Below are 21,745 nucleotides of genomic sequence, written 5' to 3' on the forward strand. Positions count from 1 at the left end.
CGGCCGTTGGCGCGAGATCGTTGGTCAGCTCAGGACTTTGCATAGCGCACCCGAGGATCCACAAGGCCGTACAGGATGTCGGCGATCAGGTTGAATACGACCACGGCGGTGGCGGCGATGAGCAACCACGCGAGTACGGCGTTGGTGTCGCGGATCGCGATCGACTCCAGCAGGAAGCCGCCCATTCCGCGCCACTGGAAGACCGTCTCGGTGATCACCGCGCCGGAGAAGACGACCGGAAGGTCCAACGCGACGATGGTCACGATCGGGATGAGCGCCGGACGGACCACGTACGACCTGACGATCCGGCCTCGGCTGAGGCCCTTGAGCACGGCGAACCGGACGTGGTCACCGGCCAGTCCCTCGGCGACCGCCGCACGTTGGTAGCGGCTCCAGGTCGCGAAGTGGACCAGGGCCAGCACCAGCGTCGGTAGGATCAGGTGCCCGGCGATGTCCGCGATCCGGGCACCTATCGCCTCCGGTTGTGGCACGGAGACCGCACCCACCGTGTAGAAGAGCTGATAGCCGCTCGCGTCGTTCAGCCCGATCGCCCACTGCTTGAACAACACGGCCAGCCAGAACGAGGGCAGCGCGAGAAGCACGAACGCGGTGGGGGTCAGGACCAGGTCCGGCCAACGGCGTTGGTGCAGTGCCGAGACCGTGCCGGCGATCAGGGAGAGGACGAGTGCGAGCACGATGGCCAGCACCACGAGCCGCAGCGTGACGCCGACCCGGGTGCCCAGCTCCGCCCCGATGTCCCGGGTCGCGATGGTCGACGGGCCGAAGTCACCGGTGACCACCCCGCCGAGCCAGTTCAGGTAGCGCACGGGGAGGGGGTTGTTCAACCCCAGACGCTCTTCCTCAGCGGTGATCACCGACTCCGGGACCGGCGGCTGCCGGTCCCGGAGCTCGGCCAACGGATCTCCCGAGACCGAGATCACAGTGAAGATCACGACGGAGGCGAGCAGCAATACCAGGACGGCACTGGCGAGCCGTCTAAGGATCAGCCGAAGCATGACTTCGCTCCTCCTTCCCTCGGGAAGATCTGCATGTTGGGTACCGGGTCCCTAGACGGCGCGGATTCTGCCCCAGTGCCACCACGGCACCGAGTAGCCGACCTGGTCGGACCAGCCGAAGAAGTCCCGGCTCCGGGCGAAGTAGGTGCCGTACCAGAACAGCGGCACCCACTCGGTGTCCCGGGCCCAGATCTCCTGGAGCCGGCGGTAGTGCTCACCGCGCTCGGCGAGCGTGCCCGCGGTGCGCGCGGCCAGGTAGGCGGCGTCCACGTCGGGGTTACGGTGCTGGGCCATGTTGTTCTCGCCCCCGGTGGAGTACTTCGGGGCGGTGATCTCCGGGTCCGGTGCCATCGAGCCACCGACGATGATCAGGTCGAAGTCATGCTCGCGGCCGATCCGGCGAGCCCAGTCCACCGACGACAGGCCCTCGAAGTTCACCTCGAAGCCGATGGCGCCCAACTGGCTCTTGATCAGCTCGGCCAACGGCTTGTGGCCGTGGAAGCTGTCCATGTAGAACAGTGACAACCGAGCCCGTACGCCGGAGGCGTCGGCCTTCATGCCCGCCTCGTCCAGCAGTGCCCGCGCGCGTTCCGCGTCGTGGGCCGGCGCCTTGGCGTCCGGGTTGAACGACCACTCCACCGAACCGAGCAGGTAGTGGTCCCATGCCTGGGACACCCCGGGGTCGCCGAGTTCGGCGATCTCCGCCCGGTTCACCGCGTGGGCGACCGCTTCCCGTACCCGCTTGTCCTGCCAGATCTCGCGGCCGTGGTTGAAGTCCAGCAGCGCCATTCCCGGCCCCGGGTCCTTCAGCAGCTCGATGTTGGCCGTGGCCCCGTCGAGCAGGTGCAGCCGGTCCTTGGTCAGGGTGTCCTGCGGGAAGTAGTGCGCCTCACCCCGGGCGACCATCCGGACGCACTCGTCGCGGTCCTTGACGATCTTCAGGATCAGCCGGTCGATCTCCGGCTGCGGACCCCAGTGGTTCTTGACCGCTTCCATGATGACGTGCTCGCCCGGAATCCACTCCGCCAGCCGGAACGGACCGGAGCCCACCGGCTTGAGGTTGTGCGGGTTCGTGGCCCAGTCGGTTCCCTCGTACAGGTGCCGGGGCAGGATGTGGGTGAAGATGAAGTTGCCCAGCAGGACGAGGAATCCGGCGTTGGCGGTGTGCAGGTGGTAGTCGACGGTGTGGTCGTTGACCGCCACGATCGTCTCGACGTCCTTCATGAACCGCCCGCCGGTGTAGCCCATCTCCTTGGCGTGGAGGTGGGTGTACACGACGTCGTGCGCGGTTAGCGGCGTGCCGTCCTGCCACCGGGCCGCCTTGTTGAGGTGGAAGCGCCACCGGCGCGACCCGTCCAACTGCTCCCAGTGGGTCGCCAGATCGGGGAACGGGTTGATGTCATACCACTCGTTCAGCACGACCCGGTTGTAGATGTTGTTGCAGGCGATGTAGCCGGCACTTGCGGTGGTGTTGCGGTAGACGTCGTTGAATTCAATCGCGTCGTGTGGGGTCGCCACCACAAAGTCGATCGTCATCCGGTTCCTCTCTCGCGGAGCGGAGAACTACTTACGTAGTCCCCACTGCTCGACATTCATCGTGGTTCCGTACTTGCTGGGATTGATGAAGATGTTGCCGAACTTGCTGGGGTACGCGGCCATCTGCGGGTTGGCGAACAGCGGCAGCACCACACCGTCGGACAGGAGCGTCCGGTCGATCTCATTCATCAGATCGATCTGCTTCTGCGGGTCCAGCTCCGTCGCGGCTGCCGCGAAGAGTCGATCCGCCTCCGGCGACGAGTAGCCGAACGAGCGGGCGGCCTTGGTGCCGTACCACTGCTGGAGGGAGAGCGAGCCCAGGTCGAGGGCGGTGCCGGTGGCCATGATGTCGAAGCTGCCCGCCCGCAACGCGGGAGAGTAGCGGGCGCCGTCGGCGGCGTCGATGGTCACGGTGATGCCCAGCGGCTTGAGCTGCGACTGGGTGATCTGCGCGAGTTCCATGCGAAGGACATCGGTGGACAGGGTCAGCATCTTCAGGTCACGCAGCGGCTTCCCGTTCGGGAGGATCAACTTGCCGTCGGTGACCTTGTAACCGGCCTTCTCGAGGATGTCGAGAGCAGCCTTGGTGTCGCCCTTGCCGATGTTGAGCTCATCGGTGTTGTCGCGGTAGGCGGGAATGCCACCCACCTTCTGCCCGGGCACGTACACGCTGCTCTTCGAGCTCGGCTGATCCGGGGCGAACTGGCCCACGGTGCGCTTGCGCATGTCCTCCAGGTTGAGCCCGGTGGAGATGGCCTTGCGCAGCGCCGGGTCGCTCATCACGTCGCCGGTGGTCTTCATGCCGAGGTGGAAGTAGGTGAGCGTCGAACCGAGCAGGACGGTCGTGTTGCTCATGGCCTTCACCTGGTTGACGGTGTCGACCGTGGGGTTCTGGTACGCGAGGTCGATCTCACCGTTCTGCAGGGCGGTGATCTGTGCGCCCTGACCGGCGATGTAGCGGGTGTTGATGGTGTCCAGGTGCGCCGGGTCGCCGTACCACTTGGGGTTCTTGACCATCGTCATCGAGACGCCGTCCTGGTATTCCTTCACCAGGTACGGGCCGCCCGAGAACTTCGGCACGTTCTTGCCGAAACCGTCGTTGAACGAGGTCGCCAGGTTCCCGTACGACGCGGCCACGTGCGCCGGCAGGATGTAGTTGAACAGCGCCTGCCACTGGGCGAACGGCTGCGAGTAGGTCATCGTCACCGTCTTGCCGTCCGCGCTGGTGTCGACGGACGTGATCAGCGAGTAGCCCTCGGTGAAGGCGGCCTTGCACTCGGCGCACTTCTTCGGGTCCTGCACGGCCTGCGTGTACTCGAAGTCCTTGCCGGTGATGGGTGTGTCATCGGACCAGACGGCCTTCGGTTGGATCTTGTATTCGACCTTCATCGGGTCGGTGCTGACCACCTCGGCCGATTCCAGGAGTGCCTTGTTGAGCACCACGCTGGTGTCCGGGTTGGTCAGGAACGGGTGCGGATAGAACGGCCACTGCTGCTGGCGCTGGCCGGTGGTGTCACCGGCGGCGGACAGCGGGTTCCAGTCCACGGGAGCGCTGGCGGCGGCGATGGTCAGCGTCCCACCGTCCGTCACCTCGGTTGACGAGGTCGGAGCGTTCGGCTTGTCATCGGCGATCTTCGTGCAGCCGGCCATCCCGGCGAGCGCGGCAAGCGCGACAACGGCCACGAGGCGTCGAGAGGTTTTCACTGGCACACGTCCTCTGAGCTGAATGAGTGGTATGCGGCTTTCGCTGAGTGCGGCGGTGCAACTCAGGCGGCGGCTGCCAGGGTGGCTGGACTCCGCACTAGAACCCCGAAGTGCGAGGTCAACGCACATGAAGCTAAGTTCGAGTTATGTTCTGGTCAACAGAGAAATGTCCATGGACATATTAGCCGGTGGGTTGTTTGACCAGCCACGACGTGCTCCTCGGCTGGCTCCGACCCACCCCTGCCGCCGGAAGGGCCCCACAGCGGGCGAGCGCTCCGCCCCGGTTCGACCCCCACTTGAGGCACTACAGTCAGCACCGGCATGCCTTTTCGCCCGAATCACTTTTGGCGCATACCACCACCAGAGGACACAAACCGTGACACCACCGGCGCCGCTGGACAGCGAGGAATGCCTGCGGCTCATTCAGTCGCAGCTCACGCTGCGTACGACCAACGCGTTGGCTCGCGCGATCATCGACATGATCGCCTCGGGCGAGCTGCCGGCGCAGTCCCAGCTGCCCACAGTGCGGGATCTGGCGGCCCAGTTGGGGATGAGCCGATCGGCGGTGGCGCAGGCATGGAAGACACTCAGCCTGCGGTATGTGATCGAGACCCGGCGTCGGGGTGGCACCTTTGTCCTGGGGCCACCGCAACCCCCGCGGGCCCGACGGTTCGACAGCATGGTCCGCACCTCGTCAACGATGCCGATCGACCTGGGAAACCTGCGCAGCGACGACCTGACGCCGCCGGATCTGGCTCCGGCTCTTGAGTACGCACTCGGTAGCCGCACCCTGCACAACACCTTTGCCGATCCCATCACGCCCGAGCTGGCGGCATCCGTCCGGCCGTACTGGCCGTCCGAGACCAATCACTTCCTTGCCACTCACGGCCTCGTTGACGCCCTCGAGTTGGCGCTCACCTCGGTGGCTCGCCCCGGCGACCGGGTGATCATCGAGTCGCCCAGCCAGGCGCGGGTGCTCGACATCCTGGAGTCGATCGGCGCCACCGCCGTCCCTGTCCAGTACCGGCCGGACGGCCCCGACCTGGACCAGTTGCGGGTGGCGCTGATCAGCAAGCCGGTCGCGATGATCTACCAGCCGAATGGGAGCGCCCCGTCGGGCCGGACCGTGGACGACAACTGGATCGAGGCCGCTGCGGCGTTGCTCCGCGACGAGTCGTTTCCGATCTTCGAGCTGTCACTGACTCCGCTGATGCGGTCCCGACAGCGATCCCTGGCGAACCATCTGCCGAGCCGGGTCGTCCACATGCAGAGTTACAACTTCTTCTTCGGCGCCGACCTGCGCGTCGCCGTGGTCGGCGGCGGCCCGGAATACATCGAAATGATGTGGATGCGGCTCACCTACTCATCCCGGTGGGTCAGTCGAATCCTCCAGCTCGCGTTGGCATTCCAATTGACCGACGCCAGAGCAAAACACCACACGAGTGAATTCGTCATCGAGTGCAGACGGCGACATGCCGCATTCAGCCAGGCCCTCGCCAGCCACGGGTTCGACCTCGAAAAGACTGACGGACCGCACATCTGGCTGCCCGTTCCCGACGAGCACTCGGTCTGTACACGACTCAGCCGGCACGGAATCGTCGTACACCCCGGCAGCTTCTTCGAAGCGCAACCGGCTCAGCAGCAGCACGTGCACGTCAACGGCGCCGCGCTGGGCCATGGCATGGACACCACGGCCCGATCGATCGCCGAGGCGTGTCAGATACCCGCGAAGGTCGGCGAGATCTCCTCAGTCTCGATCCACCGGTGAATGCCGGGTCGGCGGTAGATCAACCAAGGGTGCCAAAAGCCCGTAGGTAGCGTTCTCGGTAACCCCGAACCGGGCTTGCCGTTCTGCCGTGTCAGTCGTCGACGTACGGGCAGTGCCGGCAGCCGCGACCGCAGCAGGTGCCACGCCGGGCCAGGAAACCCGCACTGAGCACGAAGAGGCCACTGGCCGGGTCAAGGTAGCCGGCCTCACCTGCGGTCAGGGCTGCGGCATGCGCGGCCAGGGTCCGCTCCCGGTCCGGGTGCTCCGGCGGCAGCCGGGACGGGTGCGGCTCGGTCAGCGGCCGGTCCGCCAACGGTCGTCGCTCTCCAGTCACCGGCGCAGTCTAGAGACGCGTTCGTCGTTTCTGTTTCAGGCCGGTCAACGCGTCGGCACGGACCGGCACGGGGGCCGGGACACGGCGGCGCGGCGGCGCGGCGGCGCGGCGGATCAGCGTCAGCCGTGCCGGACGAAGGCTGCGGCGATCTCGTCGCGGCCCGCGCCGGCCGCGAGCAGCAGCCGCAGCAGCACCTTCGCCTTGTACGGGTCGAGTAGCCCGCCGTTCAGCAGGCCCCGGCGTTGCAGGTCCGTCTCCGAGCCGACCGCCCCGTACGTGTGCCGCAGTACCGCGCCCGCCCCGGTGCGGGAGGTGAGCACCACCGGAATCCGCCCGGCCAGCGCGCCGAGCGCCGGCACCAGCACGGCCGGAACATGCCCGACGCCGAAGCCGGCCACCACCAGCCCGTGGTGCGTGGCCGCCACGCCGTCGAGCAGTCCGCCGTCGTCGTCGAGTGTCACGGTGTGCAGCGCCACCCGGACGGTGTCGAGCCGGGCCAGGTCGACGGGAGGCAGCGGCTCCCGCCGCTCCGGGCGGGCCAGCACGCGTACCTGTCCTTCAAGCACCTGCCCGACCGGCCCGGCGTTGGGCGAGGCGAAGGTGGCGGTGCTGGTGCTGTGCGTCTTGCGTACCCAGCGCGCGGCGTGGATCTCGTCGGCGAAGGCGACCAGCACGCCCAGGTCGCGGGCGGCGGGCGCGGCGGCCACCCGGGCGGCGGCGAGCAGGTTCGCCGGGCCGTCGGGACCGGCCAGGGTCGGGTTGCGCATCGCGCCGGTGAACACCAGCGGCGCGACGTGCGGCCAGACCAGGTCGGCGAGGAACGCCGATTCCTCCAGCGTGTCGGTGCCCTGGGTGACCACCACGCCGGTGGCGCCGGCCGTCACCGCCCGCGAGGCGGCGTCAACCACGTCGAGCAGTTGGCGGTACGTCAGGTGCGCGCTCGGCACCGCCTGGGTGTCGCGCACGTCCAGCGGCAGGCCGAGCGCGTCCAGGCCGGGCACGGCGGCGGTGAGGTCGGCTCCGGTCAGCCGGGTGACGACCCCGGCCCGGCCAGGATCCGTCCCGCCCATCGCGATGGTGCCGCCGAGCGTGAACAGGGCGATGGACACGCCGCGCCTCCCCTCTGCCGCAACCGGCGCCGAACCGGCCGTACGCCGCGCGCCGTTGGCAGGATCGGCGGCCCGCAGACCGTACCGCCCGGGTCGGATAACCGGTGGCGTCGGTCCGGGCGGGGCCAGCAGGCTGACCCGATGGACCATCGCCGGGCCGGGCGCCCGCAACGCGCGTCAGCCTCTGGGGCGTCGCCGACGTCAGCACGGCGTTCGTCGACGCGGGCCGGGGAGCCGACGTGACGCAGCAGGCGGCCAGGCCCACCGAGGGTGCCGCACCGGAGCGGCGATCGCTGCTGCGCAGCCGGAACTTCGGGCTGCTCCTGGCCGGGCAGACGGTCAGCGAGCTGGGCACCCGGGTCTCCGGTGTGGCGGTGCCGCTGCTCGCCGTCGGCACGCTCGACGCCAGCGTCTTCCAGGTGGCGCTGCTGACCGCGCTCGCCTGGCTGCCGTACCTGATCTTCTCCCTGCCCGCCGGGATCCTCGCCGACCGGGTCGACCAGCGGCGGCTGATGGTCGCCTGCGACCTGGGCCGGGCGGCGCTGCTGCTGTCCGTGCCGGTGGTCGCCCTGGCCGGTCGGCTCACCCTCGGTTTCCTGTACGCGGTGGTCGGGCTCTGCGGCGTGCTCACCGTCCTGTTCACCGTGGCCCACAAGAGCATGCTGCCGAGGCTGGTGCCAGCGGACCGGCTCGTGGACGCCAACGCGAAGCTCACCGTCAGCCAGGACTCCGCCGAACTCGTCGGCCCGACGGTCGGCGGGGTGCTGGTCGGGCTCGTCGGTGCCGCGCGGACGTTCGTCGTCACCGGCCTCACGTTCGCCGTCAGCGGGCTGACCCTGCTGCTGATCCGGGACGCGCCGGCCGCGCCCACGCCGCATCGCGACCGGGTGCCGCTGCGGGTGGAGATGACCGAAGGGCTGGGCTTCATCCGGCGCCAGCCGATCCTGCGCAGCATCCTCGCCTGCACCACCACCTCGAACTTCTTCGCGATGGCGTCCAGCTCCATCGAGGTGGTCTTCCTGCTCCAGGAGTTGCACGCCACGCCGGCGCTGGTCGGGCTGGTCTTCTCGGTGAGCGCCGTGGGCGGCCTGGTGGTCGGCGTACTCGCCGACCGGTTGACCACGTGGCTCGGCTCGGCCCGGGTGATCTGGGTGGCGATGGCCGTCCCGGGCCCGCTCTACCTGCTCATGCCCCTGGCGCAGCCCGGCTGGGGGATGCTGCTCTACGGCATCGGGTTGGCCGCGTTCTCCGCCAACGCGGTGCTCTACAACGTGGCCACCCTGACGTACCGGCAGCGGATCACGCCACCCGAGCTGCTGGGCCGGGTGAACGCGGCGTTCCTCTGGGTCTGCTTCGGCGTGATCCCGCTCGGCGCGCTGGTCGGCGGCACCCTGGGCAGCCAGCTCGGGCTGCGGCCGGCGCTCTGGATCTGCGTGCTCGGCACGTGGAGCGCCGCGCTCTTCGTCGTCGTCTCCCCGCTGCGCCGGATGCGGGACATGCCGGCGGCCTGACCGGCGGTGCTACAGGTCTCATGCCCCGGCCGGGTGACCCCGGGCACGGGCCCGGCCCCCCTGCGCACGGAAGCACGTTGGCTTTCCGATCCGGCCGGCCTATGGTGGCTGCATGTGTTCGACCGGTCAGCAGAACAGCACCGCCGTCATGATGACGGCGGCGCCCGCTGCTGCCTGCCGGTGTGCCCTGCGGGTGACCGTGGCAACCCGGGTGGTGCGATCCGCGGTCGCACCGTCGCACGCCGGCTCGGTCGCCTCCCGACTGCCGAGCCCCGCCGGACGTAGCCCTCCGTGAGCCGATTGCAACTCTTGCGAACGGCCACCAGGGCGAAGCTACCCAGCTTCGGCCTTTTTTCTTTTTCCTTCGAAGGAGCTACGAAATGACCACCACGCCCATCAAGTCGAACGAGCAGAAGTGGCTCGATGACCTGCGTACGACACTGACCAACGACTTCGAGGCGCAGACCGTCCGGCTCACGCAGCTGACCGCCGACACCGGCGACCCGGGCGAGGCGCACACCCAGAGCGCACTGATCGCCGCCACCCGGCGAAGCATCGAACAGATCAGCGGTGCGCTGCGGCGCCTCGCCGAGGGCCGCTACGGCGTCTGCGAGAAGTGCAGCGCCCCGATCCCCCGGGAGCGCCTGGAGGTGCTGCCGCACGCCCGCTTCTGCGTGCCCTGCCAGCAGAAGCAACACTGACGTACGGGCGGGCTGCCGTGCCGGCGTACGGCACGGCAGCCCGTCAGGTCATCCGAACCAGGTCATCGCCTGGCCGTGCGAGCGGGTCCAGGCCAGGGGCCGTCCGTCCAGCGCGAGCACGTTGTACAGCGCCTCGTCCGGTGGCTCCGGCAACACGTCGTGGGGCAGCACGTCTTGGGACTCGTTGGAGATCCAGTGGCCGGGCAGGCGGCGTACCACGTCGGCGAACGCCTCCCGGCGCGGTACCGGCACCTGGTAGAGCACGGAGGTGTGGAACACTACCAGCGTCGCGCCGGCCGGCGCCCGCGCGGCCAGCGCGGGCAGGTCGTCCACCAGGTCGCCGCGCACGAGCAGCGGCGGGTCGGACGCGGCGACGGACGCGGCGGCCCGCAGTCGGGCGCGGCGGTGCGTGTGCTCCGGCCAGATGAGGGCGTCGAGCCAGGCGACGTCCGCCGGGTCGGTCACTCGCAGCGGTTTCAGATCCAGGCCGGCCCGCCACACCACCTCCGGTAGCCGGTCCGGCGGGGCCACTGCGGTGGTGGCACAGTCGAGGACCGGTTCGCCCGCGCCGAACAGGTGATCGTTGTAGCGGTAGGCGTACCGGTCGGGATAGAGGCAGAGCCCGGCGGACGCGCCCACCTCCAGCAGCGCCAGCGGCTGTGGCAACGCGGCGAGCACCGGCAGCAGTACGGCACACCGCCCGGGCTCGTTCGTCTGGGTCGCGCGGGTGCGCAGCTCCGCCTCGATCGCCGGCCAGTTCGCCAGCGTGAAGTCGCGGAACGCCGCCGGATCGTCGACCGGCCCGCCGAGCAGCCGTACGACGCCGAACAGCAGGTTCGGCTGCCGCCTGGTCGGCGGGAGCGCAGCGAGCAGGGTCAACAGTTCGTCGTCGCGGGAGACGGCGAGGGACAGGCGCTCGTACGTCGGCGACACGCCGCGCGCCTCCCGGGTGGCGAACTCGGCGTACGTCTCGGCGGTCGTCATCTCCCGATGATGGCGGCTGATGCCTCACGACGTCTCTCTCCCGTGCCTCGGCTTCCGGCGCGCCGAGATCTCCTCCAGGTGCTGGAGCTGGTGCTGCCGCACCATCGCGTCCCAGGCTTCCTGGTCGTAGTCCGGGTCGGGCGGGATCCATTTGTGGGAGCCGTCGCTGTAGTGGAAGCGCTCGTCGCCGCGCCGGATGATGCTCACCGGACCCAGCCCAGGAAGCGCCGGTGCAGCAGCCCGGCGGGCACCCAGGTCAGATCCTCGGCCGCCCAGACCAGGTAGGACCCCATGTAGATGGACAACGGCACCGGGGCGTCCTCGAACTCGGCGTGCAGTTCCCTGCGCCGTGTCCCGCACGGCCAGGGGGCGTCGCGGCCGCCGCAGGCCCACAGCGGAGGGACGGGTCCGTGGGTGGTCACGACTGTTCCTCCCCCGGCCAGTGGCCTCGACCTATCGGGTGCGGTGGCGGGCCCGACAGGGCAGCTCCGACCCGCACCGGCAGACCCGACGCCAGAGTCGCCAGGACCAGACCGGGCGGTGCCGACGGGCCAGGGTGAGTGCCACGGCGAGCAGGTAGCCGTCGTACGACACGCGCCTTGGCATTGTTGGCCGCCCTGTTCGGCGTTTCGCGTCAACGGGTTCTGCAGATCACCCGCAGGCCCGGCTTCCCCGAGCCCCTCGCCCGCCTGATCGGGACGACCGTCTGGGACGCGGACGAGGTGGACGAGTGGGCCCGGCACAATCGCCCGCCCCGCCCGACCGACGGCGACGAGGACCGCTGACGAGACACCGGGCGGACACGACGACGTCCAGGCCTCCCCACCAACGAGCGAGGTGGGCCGGCAGAGGACTGCCGACCCACCCCGTGCTACTCGTACGTCAGCTGCAACCGCTGGTGGAGCCGCAGCCCTCGCAGACGTAGCAGCTACCGGCCGGGCGCATCTTCGTACCGCAGGTGAAGCAGAGCGGCGCGTCCGCGGCCTTGCCGATCACGGCCTCCAGCAGTTCGGTGCTGGAACCCACGGACGGCGCCGGCTTGGCGGCGGCCACGTCGGCCATCTCCAGCGCCGGCTGGGCGACCGGGCCGCTCTTCGGCTGCTCTGGCTTCGTCTCGACCGGGGCGGAGGCGGCCATGGCGGTGAGGTCCGCACCGCTCGCCTCCGCCTCCGCCTCGGCCCGGAGCTGGGCGGCCCGCTCGCTGGCGGTGAAGATGCCCAGTTCCGCGCGGCGCTCGTACGGCAGGAAGTCCAGCGCCAGGCGTCGGAAGATGTAGTCCATCACCGAGGCGGCCATCCGCACGTCCGGGTCGTCGGTCATGCCGGCCGGCTCGAAGCGCATGTTGGTGAACTTGCTGACGTACGTCTCCAGCGGGACGCCGTACTGGAGACCGATGGAGATGGCCACCGAGAAGGCGTCCATCACGCCGGCCAGGGTCGAGCCCTGCTTCGACATCTTGAGGAAGACCTCGCCGAGACCGTCGTCCGGGTAGGAGGACGCGGTGAGGTAGCCCTCGGCGCCGCCGACGGAGAAGCTGACCGTCTCAGACGGGCGCTTCTTCGGCAGCCGCTTGCGCACCGGGCGGTACTCGACGACCTTCTCGACGACCTTCGCCACCTCGGCCGGAGCCTGCGTGGTCGCGGCGGTCCTGTTCGGCTTGGCGACCGACAGCGGCTGGCCGACCTTGCAGTTGTCGCGGTAGATCGCCAGCGCCTTGAGGCCGAGCTTCCAGCCCTCGAAGTAGATCTTCTCGACGTCCTCGACGGTGGCCTGCTCCGGCATGTTGACCGTCTTGGAGATGGCGCCGGAGATGAACGGCTGGACGGCCGCCATCATCCGCACGTGGCCCATCGGGGCGATGGAGCGCTCGCCCATCGCGCAGTCGAAGACCGGGTAGTGCTCCGGCTTCAGACCTGGGGCGTCCACCACGTGGCCGTGGTCGGCGATGTGCTCCACGATCGCCTCGACCTGCTCCTCGGGGTAGCCGAGGCTGCGCAGGGCGCGGGGCACGGTCTGGTTGACGATCTGCATCGAGCCGCCGCCGACCAGCTTCTTGAACTTGACCAGCGCCAGGTCCGGCTCGACGCCGGTGGTGTCGCAGTCCATCATCAGGCCGATGGTGCCGGTCGGGGCGAGCACGCTGGCCTGCGAGTTGCGCCAGCCGAACCTGTCACCGATCTTGTTGCCCTGGATCCACTGCTTCGTGGCCTCGCGGACGATCGCCGTGGCCACGGGGCTGGTCGGCTTGATCTCGTCGTTGGCGGCGGCGTGCTTGCGCATGACCCGCTTGTGCGGCTCGGCGTTGCGGGCGTAGCCGTCGTACGGGCCGACGACGCCGGCCAGCTCGGCCGAGCGGCGGTACGCCGTTCCGTTCATCAGCGAGGTGATGGCGGCGGCGACCGAGCGGCCCTGCTCCGAGTCGTAGGGCAGGCCGGAGGCCATCAGCAGGGCGCCCAGGTTGGCGTAGCCGATGCCGAGCTGCCGGTAGGCGCGGGTGGTCTCGCCGATCTTCTCGGTCGGGAAGTCGGCGAAGCAGATCGAGATGTCCATCGCGGTGATGATGAACTCGACGGACCGGACGAACTTCTCCACCTCGAAGCCGCCGTCGGCGCGGAGAAACTTCATCAGGTTGAGCGAGGCCAGGTTGCACGAGGAGTTGTCCAGGTGCAGGTACTCCGAGCACGGGTTCGACGCGGTGATCCGCCCGGTCTCCGGGCAGGTGTGCCAGTCGTTGATGGTGTCGTCGTACTGGAGGCCGGGGTCGGCGCACTCCCAGGCGGCCTGGGAGATGGTGCGGAACAGGTTCTTGGCGTCGATGGTCTCGATCACCGCGCCGTCGAGCCGGCCGCGCAGGTCGAAGCCACCGCCGTTCTGCACGGCGGTCATGAACTCGTCGGAGACCCGGACCGAGTTGTTGGCGTTCTGGTACTGCACGCTGACGATGTCGGCGCCGCCGAGGTCCATGTCGAACCCGGCATCCCGCAGCGCGCGGATCTTGTCCTCCTCGCGCGCCTTGGTGACCACGAACTCCTGGATGTCCGGGTGGTCCACGTCGAGGATGACCATCTTGGCCGCGCGCCGGGTGGCGCCGCCGGACTTGATGGTGCCGGCGGAGGCGTCGGCGCCCCGCATGAAGCTGACCGGGCCGGAGGCGTTGCCGCCGGAGGAGAGCAGCTCGCGGGAGGAGCGGATCCGGGACAGGTTGACGCCGGAGCCGGAGCCGCCCTTGAAGATCAGCCCCTCCTCCTTGTACCAGTCGAGGATGGAGTCCATCGAGTCGTCGACGGCCAGGATGAAACACGCTGAGACCTGCTGGGGCGACGGCGTGCCGACGTTGAACCAGACCGGCGAGTTGAAGCTGAACACCTGGTGCAGCAGCATCCAGGTCAGCTCGTGGGCGAAGACCTCGGCGTCGGCGGGGCCGGCGAAGTAGCCGTACTCCTCACCGGCGGTGCGGTAGGTGGTGACCACCCGGTCGATCAGCTGCCGCAGCGACCACTCCCGCTCCGGGGTGCCCACGGCGCCCCGGAAGTACTTGGTGGTCACGATGTTCGCCGCGTTGACGCTCCAGGACTCCGGGAACTCGACCCCGCGCTGCTCGAAGTTGATCGAGCCGTCCCGCCAGTTCGTCATCACGACGTCACGGCGCTCCCAGGTGACCTCGTCGTAGGGGTGCACCCCCTCGGTGGTCCACACCCGCTCGACCTTGATCCCCGCGCCGGCCTTGTTCCGTGCCCTGCTGGTCGTCACACCATCCCCCGACATCTCATCCGCCCCCTCGCCCGCACGACCACCCGCCGCGCGATCGACTGTCAAAAACTGCAAAAGAACTTCAACTGGTACGGCCGGCGGCCTCGACCGCGTCGGCCCCGGCGCCCTCCCGGGCGCGTGCGGCGGCCCGCAGCGTCTCGATCTCCCGCTCGAAGTCGGCGAGCGAGTCGAACGACCGGTAGACGCTGGCGAACCGCATGTAGGCGACCTCGTCCAGGTCCCGCAGCGGGCCCAGGATGGCCAGCCCCACCTCGTGGCTGGGAATCTCGGCGGCCCCCTTGGCCCGAACGGTCTCCTCGACCTTCTGCGCGAGCAGCGCGATCGAGTCGTCGTCCACGGGCCGGCCCTGGCACGCCTTGCGCACCCCGCCGATGATCTTCGTACGGCTGAACGGCTCGGTGACCCCGCTGCGCTTGACGACCGCGAGGACCGCCTCCTCCACCGTGGTGAACCGTTTGCCGCACTCCGGGCAGGAGCGCCGCCGGCGGATCAACTGGCCGTCGTCGGCCTCCCGCGAGTCGACCACCCGGGAGTCGGCGTGTCGGCAGTACGGACACCGCATCGGCCGGACCTCCTTCATCGATCGCGGGCCCGCCGAACCGCTCCCCGGACACGCGTCAACGCGACGGAGCCATCTGCCGATGGACTTCGCCGTGTCGACTGTGCCGGAGTGCGGTCGGTAGTCGAACCCAACCTGTAGGCGACTTACGCCCATGTGACTACTACATCTAGGGGTTGACCGTAGGCCGCTGCGGATCGGAGGTCAAGTTGGCCGGCGTGTCCGGCGCGTCACCGGAATCTGCGGGCGAACGGCACACCGCCCGCCGGAGAACCAACGCCCGGCGCCCTCGCGGGTTACCGGTCCGACCACGGCGATTCGGCCGACGACCGCACAGAAGTCGAACACCCGTTCGACCCGACGTACCATTTATCAGAACACGAGTACGACCGGGCCGGTTTTTCGCCCCGACACGCCGAGCGAGGTCGTACAGATGTTTGAAAATGGCCGATCTCACCTATACGGTCTTGAACAACCGGGTGCGCGGAATCCTCCGTTCATCGGTCACCTCGCACCACCGCACAGGCACCACCGCACGCACCACGAGCCGCCAAGGCACCCCAGCGCCGACCAGGGAGGACGGACGTGACCGAGGATCGGGCCAGCCGGCCGAAGAGCCCGCAACAGATCACCGAGGCGGGTCCGCCGGCCACCCGACGCCGGGGCGCCGCGCGCAGCCGGACCGGGCAGCCCGCCGTGCGCCCGGTCACCCCGGTGGTCAGCGCCTTCCCCGACCCCGCAACGGTGGATCTCACCGCCCGGCAGCGCCGGATCCTGGAGTTCATCCGCACCTGGGTGGAGCGGCACGGCTACCCGCCGAGCGTGCGCGAGATCGGCGAGGCCGTCGGTCTGGTCTCACCGTCCAGCGTCGCCTACCAGCTCAAGGAGCTGGAGAAGAAGGGCTTCCTGCGGCGCGACCCCAACCGGCCGCGCGCCGTGGACGTCCGGGCGCCTGCCGACATCGACGACGAGCTGGCCCGCTCGCAGCGCCCCACCCCGGCCTACGTGCCGATGCTGGGCCGGATCGCGGCCGGCGGGCCGATCCTGGCCGAGCAGGCCGTGGAGGACATCTTCCCCCTCCCCCGCGAGCTGGTGGGTGAGGGCGAGGTCTTCATGCTCCAGGTCAAGGGCGACTCGATGCTCGACGCGGCGATCTGCGACGGCGACTGGGTCGTCGTCCGGCAGCAGCCGACCGCCGAGGCCGGCGACATCGTCGCCGCCATGCTCGACGGCGAGGCGACCGTGAAGACCTACCGTCGCCGCGACGGGCACGTCTGGCTCATGCCGCAGAACCCGGCCTTCGACCCGATCCCCGGCGACGACGCCACCATCATGGGCCGGGTCGTCGCGGTGCTGCGCCGCATCTGATCCGCCGCCACACCGGGTGGCCGCCGTCGGCGGTCACCCGGACACGTTCCGCTCGGCCGACGGCCGCACCGGGCCTGTTCGCCTGGCCCTTCGCGTGGTCGTCGTGGGTCGCCCTGACACACCGCGTCGGCCGGGCGGGCGAGAGTCAGTAGCGGTCGCCCCGGTAGCCCCGGCCGCCATCGGGCACGTGACCATGGCCGCGACCGTCCTCGGGGCCATATCGGCGACCACCTTCCGGGCCGTAGCCGCGGCCACCCTCCGGGCCGTAGCCGCGACCACCCTCGGGGCCGTCGTCGCGACGGCGGACCGGCCGCTGGCCCCGGGGATCCGGCTCGCCGCCCCGACGCGGCGGCTCTGCCCGGCCACCGCCGTAGCCGCCGCCGTCCGACTGGCCCTCACCGCCGTAGGCACCGCCGGGATACCCGCCACCATGACGGCCGCCACCGCCGCCATCGTGACGGCCACCCACACCGCCACCCTGGCGACCGCCGCCACCGCCGCCGTGACGGCCACCCACACCGCCGCCCTGACGGCCGCCGGCACCCTGACGGCCACCACCGCCGCCGCCGGGTGGTGGCCCACCAAAGCCGGGCGGGCCACCGACGGGCGGGCGAGCGCCGCCGTAGACACCGGCACCGCCGCTGCCAGCGGCCGGACGGGCGCCTCCGTAGACGCCACCGCCGGCCGGGCGGACTCCGCCGTGGCCCCCGCCACCGGTGGGCGCGACACCGCCGCGCCCACCACCGGCCGGGCCGCCGTAGACACCGCCGGCCGGCGCACCGCCGTAGACACCGCCCCGTCCCCGGTCGCCAGGCGGCAGGAAGCCGTCGTCCGCCGACCCACGCCGGTCGTCGGCGACGACGCCGTCGCGGTCAGGATCGTCGTCGCGGGTGGGCGCCGGCTTGCGCCGGGCCCGCAGGATGCCGAAGACGCCGGCCGCCACCATCAGCGCGCCGACCACCCCCACGGCCGCGATCAGGTACGTGATGTCGCTCAGGCTCAGGCCGTCGATCCAGGACTGGCCTTCCTTCTTCGGCGCGTCCGCCCCGCCGGCCACCGGCTTCGCGCCCTCCGTGGAGGGCGTGTAGCCGAGGATGTCAATGGGGGTGTCCTCGTCGAGCTGGCCGCCGTCGGAGACGGTGAGGAAGGTCTTGCCGTCGGGGCTGTAGGTGATCGCCTCACCGAACGGGTCGGCGAGCGCCGTCACCCGGGGCTTGCCGCTGGTCAGGGCCGCCACGACGTTCCCGCCGGTCACGTCGTACTCGAAGGCGTCGGCGTAGGTGCGCAGCACCACCCGGGAGCCGTCGGGGGACCGGGCCGCACCGGTGATCGCCACGCGCCCCGGAGCGCCGAGCCGGTTGTCCGTGTCGGTCGCCGGCAGGGCGATCTCGCCGACCTGCTTCATCGGCACCGCCGGGGTGTCCCCGCTCTTCAGGGGCCCGGTAGGGCTGAAGATCTGGGCCTTGCCGGACATCACCTTGGTGATGATCAACGGGTTGCCGTCGTCGCCGATCAGCAGCGCCTCGGCGTCGTGCGGCTTGCCCTCGGGGTAGCCGAGGCGGTGCAGCACCGGCCGCTTGGACCCGTTGACCGGCATGCTCCACAGCGCCACCCGCTCGCGGCGCTCGCGGCTGGTGACGTTGTCGCCGGTGTCGGCGATCCAGAGCGTCGTGCCGTCCGGGGAGAGCGCCAGGTCCTCCGTGTCGAACGGTCCCTGTCCCGAGTAGCGGACCGGCTCCTTCGCGATTCCACACTTGGCGTCGAGGAAGAAGACCCGCTTGCGGCTCTCCACGTCGGTGCCGTCGTTGATCACGATGTAGCCGCTCTTGGTGGCCACCAGGCCGGACAGCTCCCGCAGCCGCTCGTCGGTGACCGTGCACCGCTTCTTGCCCGGGGCGGCTGCGAGCGGGGACGAAGCCGAGGCGGGCGCCGCCGCCAGGGCGACCCCGGTACACGCCACGGTCGCCCCCAGCAAGCCGAGGACGACCGTGACCGAAGAAACAGCGCGGCGCATTGAATCAGTGTCGCATGCCGGACGTTTCCGCCGGGTGACGCAGGGAGGCCGTCATCGCGCGCCCGCGACCGGCTGGCCTTCCTCCGATCGGAACGGCGCCAGCTCGGCGGCGAGCGCCTCGCCGACCCGGACGTGCACCAGGGTGCCTTCCGGCAGGTGGGAGGTGCTCAGCACCTCGCCCTGACGGTGCACCCGGGCCACCAGGTCACCCCGGTCGTACGGCAGCACCGCGCGGATTTCCACCGCCGGGCGGGGCAACCGCGCCTCGACCACCTCGCGCAGCCCGTCGATCCCGCGACCCGTGTGCGCGGAGACGAAGACCGCGTCCGGCCAGAGCCGCTTGAGCCGCAGCAGCGTCTCCTCGTCGGCCGCGTCGGTCTTGTTGACCACCAGCAGCTCGGGGAGCCGGTCGGCGCCCACCTCCGCGAGCACCTCGTGGACCGCCCGGACCTGCTCCTCCGGATCCGGGTGGGTGCCGTCGACGACGTGCACCACCAGGTCGGCCTCGGCGACCTCCTCCAGGGTCGAGCGGAACGCCTCGACGATCTGGTGCGGCAGGTGCCGGACGAACCCGACCGTGTCGGAGAGGGTGTAGAGCCGCCCGTCGGCCGTGGTGGCCTTGCGGGTGGTCGGGTCGAGGGTGGCGAAGAGCGCGTTCTCCACCAGCACGCCCGCCCCGGTCAGCCGGTTGAGCAGGCTCGACTTGCCGGCGTTGGTGTAGCCGGCGATGGCCACGGCCGGCACGGCGTTGCGGGAACGCCGGGCGCGCTTGGTCTGGCGTACCGTCCGCATGCCCTTGATCTCCCGGCGCAGTCGGGAGATGCGGTGACGGATCCGGCGCCGGTCGGTCTCCAGCTTCGTCTCACCGGGGCCGCGCAGACCCACGCCACCGCCGGCGCCGCCGCCACGACCGCTACCACCGGACTGCCGGGACAGGCTCTCACCCCAACCGCGCAGGCGCGGCAGCAGGTATTCGAGCTGGGCGAGCTCGACCTGCGCCTTGCCCTCCTTGCTCTTGGCGTGCTGGGCGAAGATGTCGAGGATCAGCGCGGTGCGGTCGACCACCTTGACCTTGGTGCGCTGCTCCAGGTTGCGCAGCTGGGACGGCGACAGCTCGCCGTCGCAGATCACCGTGTCGGCGCCGCTGGAGAGCACGACCGCGCCGAGGTCGTCGACCTTGCCCCGACCGATGTAGGTGGCCGGGTCGGGGCGGCTGCGCCGCTGGATGAGCCCCTCGAGCACCTCCGAACCGGCGGTCTCCGCCAGCGCGGCCAGCTCGGTGAGGGAGTTCTCGGCGTCGTTCTGCGTGCCCTCGGTCCAGACGCCGACGAGGACCACGCGCTCCAGGCGCAGTTGGCGGTACTCGACCTCGGTGACGTCCGCGAGCTCGGTGGAGAGGCCGGGGACCCGCCGCAGCGCCTGCCGCTCCGACAGCTCGAACTCACCGGTGGTCGTGGTGGCGTCGAGCTCGTCGTCCTCGTAGGGAAGAAGGGTCTCCTGGTTGTGCAAGCCGGTCTCCTGTCCGTTCTGTCACGTACCGAGCAATCCTGACATGTGTCAACGCGGAACGCACCCGCTATATGCCCACCGCGATAAGCCACAAAAGTGGGGGCGGCTGCCTGACGGGACGGCCGGGGCGAGTAGAAATGCGGGGCGAGCCGTTCAGCGTCGACGGAGGGATCCCGTGGCCATCACCCGACTTCCAAGTGCCGGATTCTCGATCACGATCCGGATCGCCGTACCGGCGGACGCATCCTCGATCGGCCGGCTGACCACCTCCGTCGGTGAGGCCGGGGCGATCGTCACCGCGCTCGACGTGGTGGACTCCGACCCCACCCACGTGCTCGTCGACCTGACCTGCGACACCGCCGACGCCAGCCACGCCGACCAGGTGGTCGACGCGTTGACGGCGCTGGACGGCGTGGACGTACGCAAGGTCTCCGACCGGACCTTCCTCCTGCACCTCGGCGGCAAGATCGAGGTCAGCTCGAAGGTGGCGCTGCGCAACCGTGACGAGCTGTCCCGGGCGTACACCCCGGGGGTGGCCCGGGTCTGCATGGCCATCGCGGAGAACCCGGCCGATGCCCGCCGGCTGACCATAAAGCGCAACACCGTCGCCGTGGTCAGCGACGGCTCCGCCGTGCTGGGCCTGGGCAACCTCGGGCCGGCGGCGTCGCTGCCGGTGATGGAGGGCAAGGCGGCGCTGTTCAAGCGCTTCGGTGGCGTGGACGCCTGGCCGGTGGTGCTCGACACCCAGGACACCGACGAGATCGTGCAGATCGTCAAGGCGATCGCCCCGGCGTACGGCGGGATCAACCTGGAGGACATCGCCGCGCCGCGGTGCTTCGAGATCGAGGCGCGGCTGCGCGAGGCGCTGGACATCCCGGTCTTCCACGACGACCAGCACGGCACCGCGATCTGCGTGCTGGCCGCGCTGACCAACGCGCTGCGGGTCGTGGGCAAGCAGCTCGCGGACGTCCGGGTCGTGGTCTCCGGCGCGGGCGCGGCCGGCACGGCGATCATGAAGCTGCTGCTGCGCCAGGGCGTCGGCGACATCATCGCGTACGACCGGCAGGGCGCCCTGCACCGTGGGATGACCGGGCTCAACGCGGCCTGGCAGTGGCTGGCCGAGCACACCAACAAGGAGAACTACTCCGGTGACCTGGCCGGGGCGGTACGCGGCGCGGACGTCTTCATCGGGGTGAGCGCGCCGAACCTGCTCACCGGCGACGACATCGCCGCGATGGCCAAGGACTCGATCGTCTTCGCGCTCGCCAACCCGGACCCGGAGGTCGACCCGCGGGAGGCGCGCAAGTACGCCGCCGTGGTCGCCACCGGCCGTTCCGACCAGCCGAACCAGATCAACAACGTGCTCGCCTTCCCGGGCGTCTTCCGGGGCATGCTGGACGCGCACGCCGAGGAGTTCACCGAGGAGATGGCGATCGCGGCGGCCCGGGCCATCGCGGACGTGGTCGGCGAGGACAAGATCAACCCGACGGTGATCGTGCCCAGCGTCTTCGACTCCCGGGTCGCCCCGGCGGTCGCCGCGGCGGTCCGCGCCGCCGCCCAGAACCCGGCCCCGCCCCCCGCCGCCGACCCCGGCCCCGCCGACCTCCCCGAACTAGCCGCCGAAGCCTCCGCCACCCCCTAACCCCCGCCCTCCCCACCCCCGCCCTCTCCCCCGCCCTCTCACCCCCGCAGCGCACCCTCCTCCGCCCTCCCCTCCGCCCCGCACCCCGGCCGGGCGGGACGGTCGCGCTCGTCGATCTCGCACTTTCTGCCCCAGCATTCCGGACGAAGCCGACAATTCGTGGGCCAAAAGTGCAAGATCGGCGCGCGGAGGTGGGGTAGGGCCGCGAGGGCGCGGGGG

General features: G+C 70.2%; 19 protein-coding genes. 6 read left to right on the top strand and 13 right to left on the bottom strand.

Annotation, left to right across the window (positions count from 1 at the left end; all coding sequences use genetic code 11):
• Window positions 1-29: 29 nt before the first annotated feature.
• The 3 genes from GA0070608_RS01755 to GA0070608_RS01765 are packed head-to-tail and all read right to left on the bottom strand — an operon-like array spanning window position 30 to window position 4,256.
• Complete coding sequence (locus tag GA0070608_RS01755) at window positions 30-1,016, bottom strand: ABC transporter permease (protein ID WP_091620413.1); 987 nt, start codon at window positions 1,014-1,016, stop codon at window positions 30-32.
• Between the two features lie 51 nt (window positions 1,017-1,067).
• Entirely contained in the window at window positions 1,068-2,552 is a 1,485-nt protein-coding gene (locus GA0070608_RS01760) for an ABC transporter substrate-binding protein (protein WP_091620417.1), read from the bottom strand.
• Between the two features lie 27 nt (window positions 2,553-2,579).
• A complete protein-coding gene (locus GA0070608_RS01765; RefSeq protein ID WP_218107479.1) occupies window positions 2,580-4,256 on the bottom strand; it encodes an ABC transporter family substrate-binding protein in 1,677 nt (558 codons plus the stop codon).
• 127 nt (window positions 4,257-4,383) lie between these two features.
• Here GA0070608_RS01765 and GA0070608_RS01770 point away from each other — a divergent pair, with 127 nt between their 5' ends.
• Window positions 4,384-6,024 carry an aminotransferase class I/II-fold pyridoxal phosphate-dependent enzyme gene (locus GA0070608_RS01770; protein WP_176733610.1) on the top strand — a complete coding sequence of 547 codons (1,641 nt, stop codon included), beginning with the start codon at window positions 4,384-4,386 and terminating at the stop codon, window positions 6,022-6,024.
• A 91-nt stretch (window positions 6,025-6,115) separates the two neighbouring features.
• Here the strand turns inward: GA0070608_RS01770 and GA0070608_RS01775 are convergent, their stop codons facing one another.
• Together GA0070608_RS01775 and GA0070608_RS01780 are read right to left on the bottom strand one after the other, a co-directional pair.
• Window positions 6,116-6,358, bottom strand: coding sequence for a DUF5522 domain-containing protein (locus GA0070608_RS01775; RefSeq protein ID WP_091620425.1), 243 nt, complete (start codon window positions 6,356-6,358; stop codon window positions 6,116-6,118).
• A 119-nt stretch (window positions 6,359-6,477) separates the two neighbouring features.
• Window positions 6,478-7,467, bottom strand: coding sequence for an asparaginase (locus GA0070608_RS01780; RefSeq protein ID WP_091620429.1), 990 nt, complete (start codon window positions 7,465-7,467; stop codon window positions 6,478-6,480).
• Window positions 7,468-7,706: 239 nt separating this feature from the next.
• Between GA0070608_RS01780 and GA0070608_RS01785 the strand changes: the two genes are divergently transcribed.
• Both GA0070608_RS01785 and GA0070608_RS01790 read left to right on the top strand, forming a co-directional pair.
• Complete coding sequence (locus GA0070608_RS01785; protein ID WP_091620432.1) at window positions 7,707-8,978, top strand: MFS transporter; 1,272 nt, start codon at window positions 7,707-7,709, stop codon at window positions 8,976-8,978.
• A 380-nt stretch (window positions 8,979-9,358) separates the two neighbouring features.
• A complete protein-coding gene (locus GA0070608_RS01790; RefSeq protein ID WP_091620436.1) occupies window positions 9,359-9,679 on the top strand; it encodes a TraR/DksA family transcriptional regulator in 321 nt (106 codons plus the stop codon).
• A gap of 48 nt (window positions 9,680-9,727) precedes the next feature.
• Here the strand turns inward: GA0070608_RS01790 and GA0070608_RS01795 are convergent, their stop codons facing one another.
• Genes GA0070608_RS01795 through GA0070608_RS01810 form a run of 4 tightly spaced genes read right to left on the bottom strand, consistent with a single transcriptional unit; the run spans window position 9,728 to window position 11,269 of the window.
• Window positions 9,728-10,663 (bottom strand): DUF2332 domain-containing protein, encoded by a 936-nt coding sequence (locus GA0070608_RS01795; protein ID WP_091620440.1) that lies wholly within the window; start codon window positions 10,661-10,663, stop codon window positions 9,728-9,730.
• 24 nt (window positions 10,664-10,687) lie between these two features.
• Window positions 10,688-10,870, bottom strand: a complete 183-nt coding sequence (locus tag GA0070608_RS01800; RefSeq protein ID WP_091620444.1) for a hypothetical protein — start codon at window positions 10,868-10,870, stop codon at window positions 10,688-10,690.
• Window positions 10,867-11,085 carry a hypothetical protein gene (locus GA0070608_RS01805; RefSeq protein WP_091620448.1) on the bottom strand — a complete coding sequence of 73 codons (219 nt, stop codon included), beginning with the start codon at window positions 11,083-11,085 and terminating at the stop codon, window positions 10,867-10,869. Before GA0070608_RS01805 ends, GA0070608_RS01800 begins: the two co-directional genes overlap by 4 nt.
• A gap of 31 nt (window positions 11,086-11,116) precedes the next feature.
• A complete protein-coding gene (locus GA0070608_RS01810) occupies window positions 11,117-11,269 on the bottom strand; it encodes a hypothetical protein (RefSeq protein ID WP_245715664.1) in 153 nt (50 codons plus the stop codon).
• Between GA0070608_RS01810 and GA0070608_RS01815 the strand changes: the two genes are divergently transcribed.
• Window positions 11,263-11,448, top strand: a complete 186-nt coding sequence (locus tag GA0070608_RS01815; RefSeq protein ID WP_091620452.1) for a hypothetical protein — start codon at window positions 11,263-11,265, stop codon at window positions 11,446-11,448. The genes GA0070608_RS01810 and GA0070608_RS01815 overlap by 7 nt on opposite strands.
• Before the next feature lie 97 nt (window positions 11,449-11,545).
• Here GA0070608_RS01815 and GA0070608_RS01820 read toward each other — a convergent pair whose 3' ends face one another.
• Entirely contained in the window at window positions 11,546-14,428 is a 2,883-nt protein-coding gene (locus tag GA0070608_RS01820; RefSeq protein WP_091620457.1) for a vitamin B12-dependent ribonucleotide reductase, read from the bottom strand.
• Window positions 14,429-14,495: 67 nt separating this feature from the next.
• On the bottom strand, window positions 14,496-14,996 hold the full coding sequence (gene nrdR, locus GA0070608_RS01825; protein ID WP_091096517.1) for a transcriptional regulator NrdR: 501 nt from the start codon (window positions 14,994-14,996) through the stop codon (window positions 14,496-14,498).
• 582 nt (window positions 14,997-15,578) lie between these two features.
• On the opposite strand from nrdR, the gene lexA reads away from it, so the two are divergent.
• Window positions 15,579-16,361, top strand: coding sequence for a transcriptional repressor LexA (gene lexA, locus GA0070608_RS01830; RefSeq protein ID WP_091620460.1), 783 nt, complete (start codon window positions 15,579-15,581; stop codon window positions 16,359-16,361).
• A gap of 145 nt (window positions 16,362-16,506) precedes the next feature.
• Here the strand turns inward: lexA and GA0070608_RS01835 are convergent, their stop codons facing one another.
• On the bottom strand, window positions 16,507-18,375 hold the full coding sequence (locus tag GA0070608_RS01835) for an SMP-30/gluconolactonase/LRE family protein (RefSeq protein WP_176733611.1): 1,869 nt from the start codon (window positions 18,373-18,375) through the stop codon (window positions 16,507-16,509).
• Window positions 18,376-18,426: 51 nt separating this feature from the next.
• The gene (gene hflX / locus GA0070608_RS01840) at window positions 18,427-19,884 is read right to left on the bottom strand and encodes a GTPase HflX (protein ID WP_091620464.1); all 1,458 of its coding nucleotides are present in this window, start codon (window positions 19,882-19,884) and stop codon (window positions 18,427-18,429) included.
• Window positions 19,885-20,059: 175 nt separating this feature from the next.
• On the opposite strand from hflX, the gene GA0070608_RS01845 reads away from it, so the two are divergent.
• Window positions 20,060-21,526, top strand: a complete 1,467-nt coding sequence (locus GA0070608_RS01845) for an NAD-dependent malic enzyme (RefSeq protein WP_091620468.1) — start codon at window positions 20,060-20,062, stop codon at window positions 21,524-21,526.
• Window positions 21,527-21,745 lie beyond the last annotated feature (219 nt).

This window comes from Micromonospora peucetia, from assembly GCF_900091625.1.
In the GTDB taxonomy this organism is placed as follows: domain Bacteria; phylum Actinomycetota; class Actinomycetes; order Mycobacteriales; family Micromonosporaceae; genus Micromonospora; species Micromonospora peucetia.

Bases quoted from the DNA above. Each gene is read 5' to 3' on its own strand.
- GA0070608_RS01755 (WP_091620413.1), bottom strand. From the start codon at position 1,016: ATGCTTCGGCTGATCCTTAGACGGCTCGCCAGTGCCGTCCTGGTATTG.
- GA0070608_RS01760 (WP_091620417.1), bottom strand. From the start codon at position 2,552: ATGACGATCGACTTTGTGGTGGCGACCCCACACGACGCGATTGAATTC.
- GA0070608_RS01770 (WP_176733610.1), top strand. From the start codon at position 4,384: ATGAAGCTAAGTTCGAGTTATGTTCTGGTCAACAGAGAAATGTCCATG.
- GA0070608_RS01790 (WP_091620436.1), top strand. From the start codon at position 9,359: ATGACCACCACGCCCATCAAGTCGAACGAGCAGAAGTGGCTCGATGAC.
- GA0070608_RS01795 (WP_091620440.1), bottom strand. From the start codon at position 10,663: ATGACGACCGCCGAGACGTACGCCGAGTTCGCCACCCGGGAGGCGCGC.
- GA0070608_RS01810 (WP_245715664.1), bottom strand. From the start codon at position 11,269: ATGCCAAGGCGCGTGTCGTACGACGGCTACCTGCTCGCCGTGGCACTC.
- GA0070608_RS01820 (WP_091620457.1), bottom strand. From the start codon at position 14,428: ATGTCGGGGGATGGTGTGACGACCAGCAGGGCACGGAACAAGGCCGGC.
- nrdR (WP_091096517.1), bottom strand. From the start codon at position 14,996: ATGCGGTGTCCGTACTGCCGACACGCCGACTCCCGGGTGGTCGACTCG.
- GA0070608_RS01835 (WP_176733611.1), bottom strand. From the start codon at position 18,375: ATGCGCCGCGCTGTTTCTTCGGTCACGGTCGTCCTCGGCTTGCTGGGG.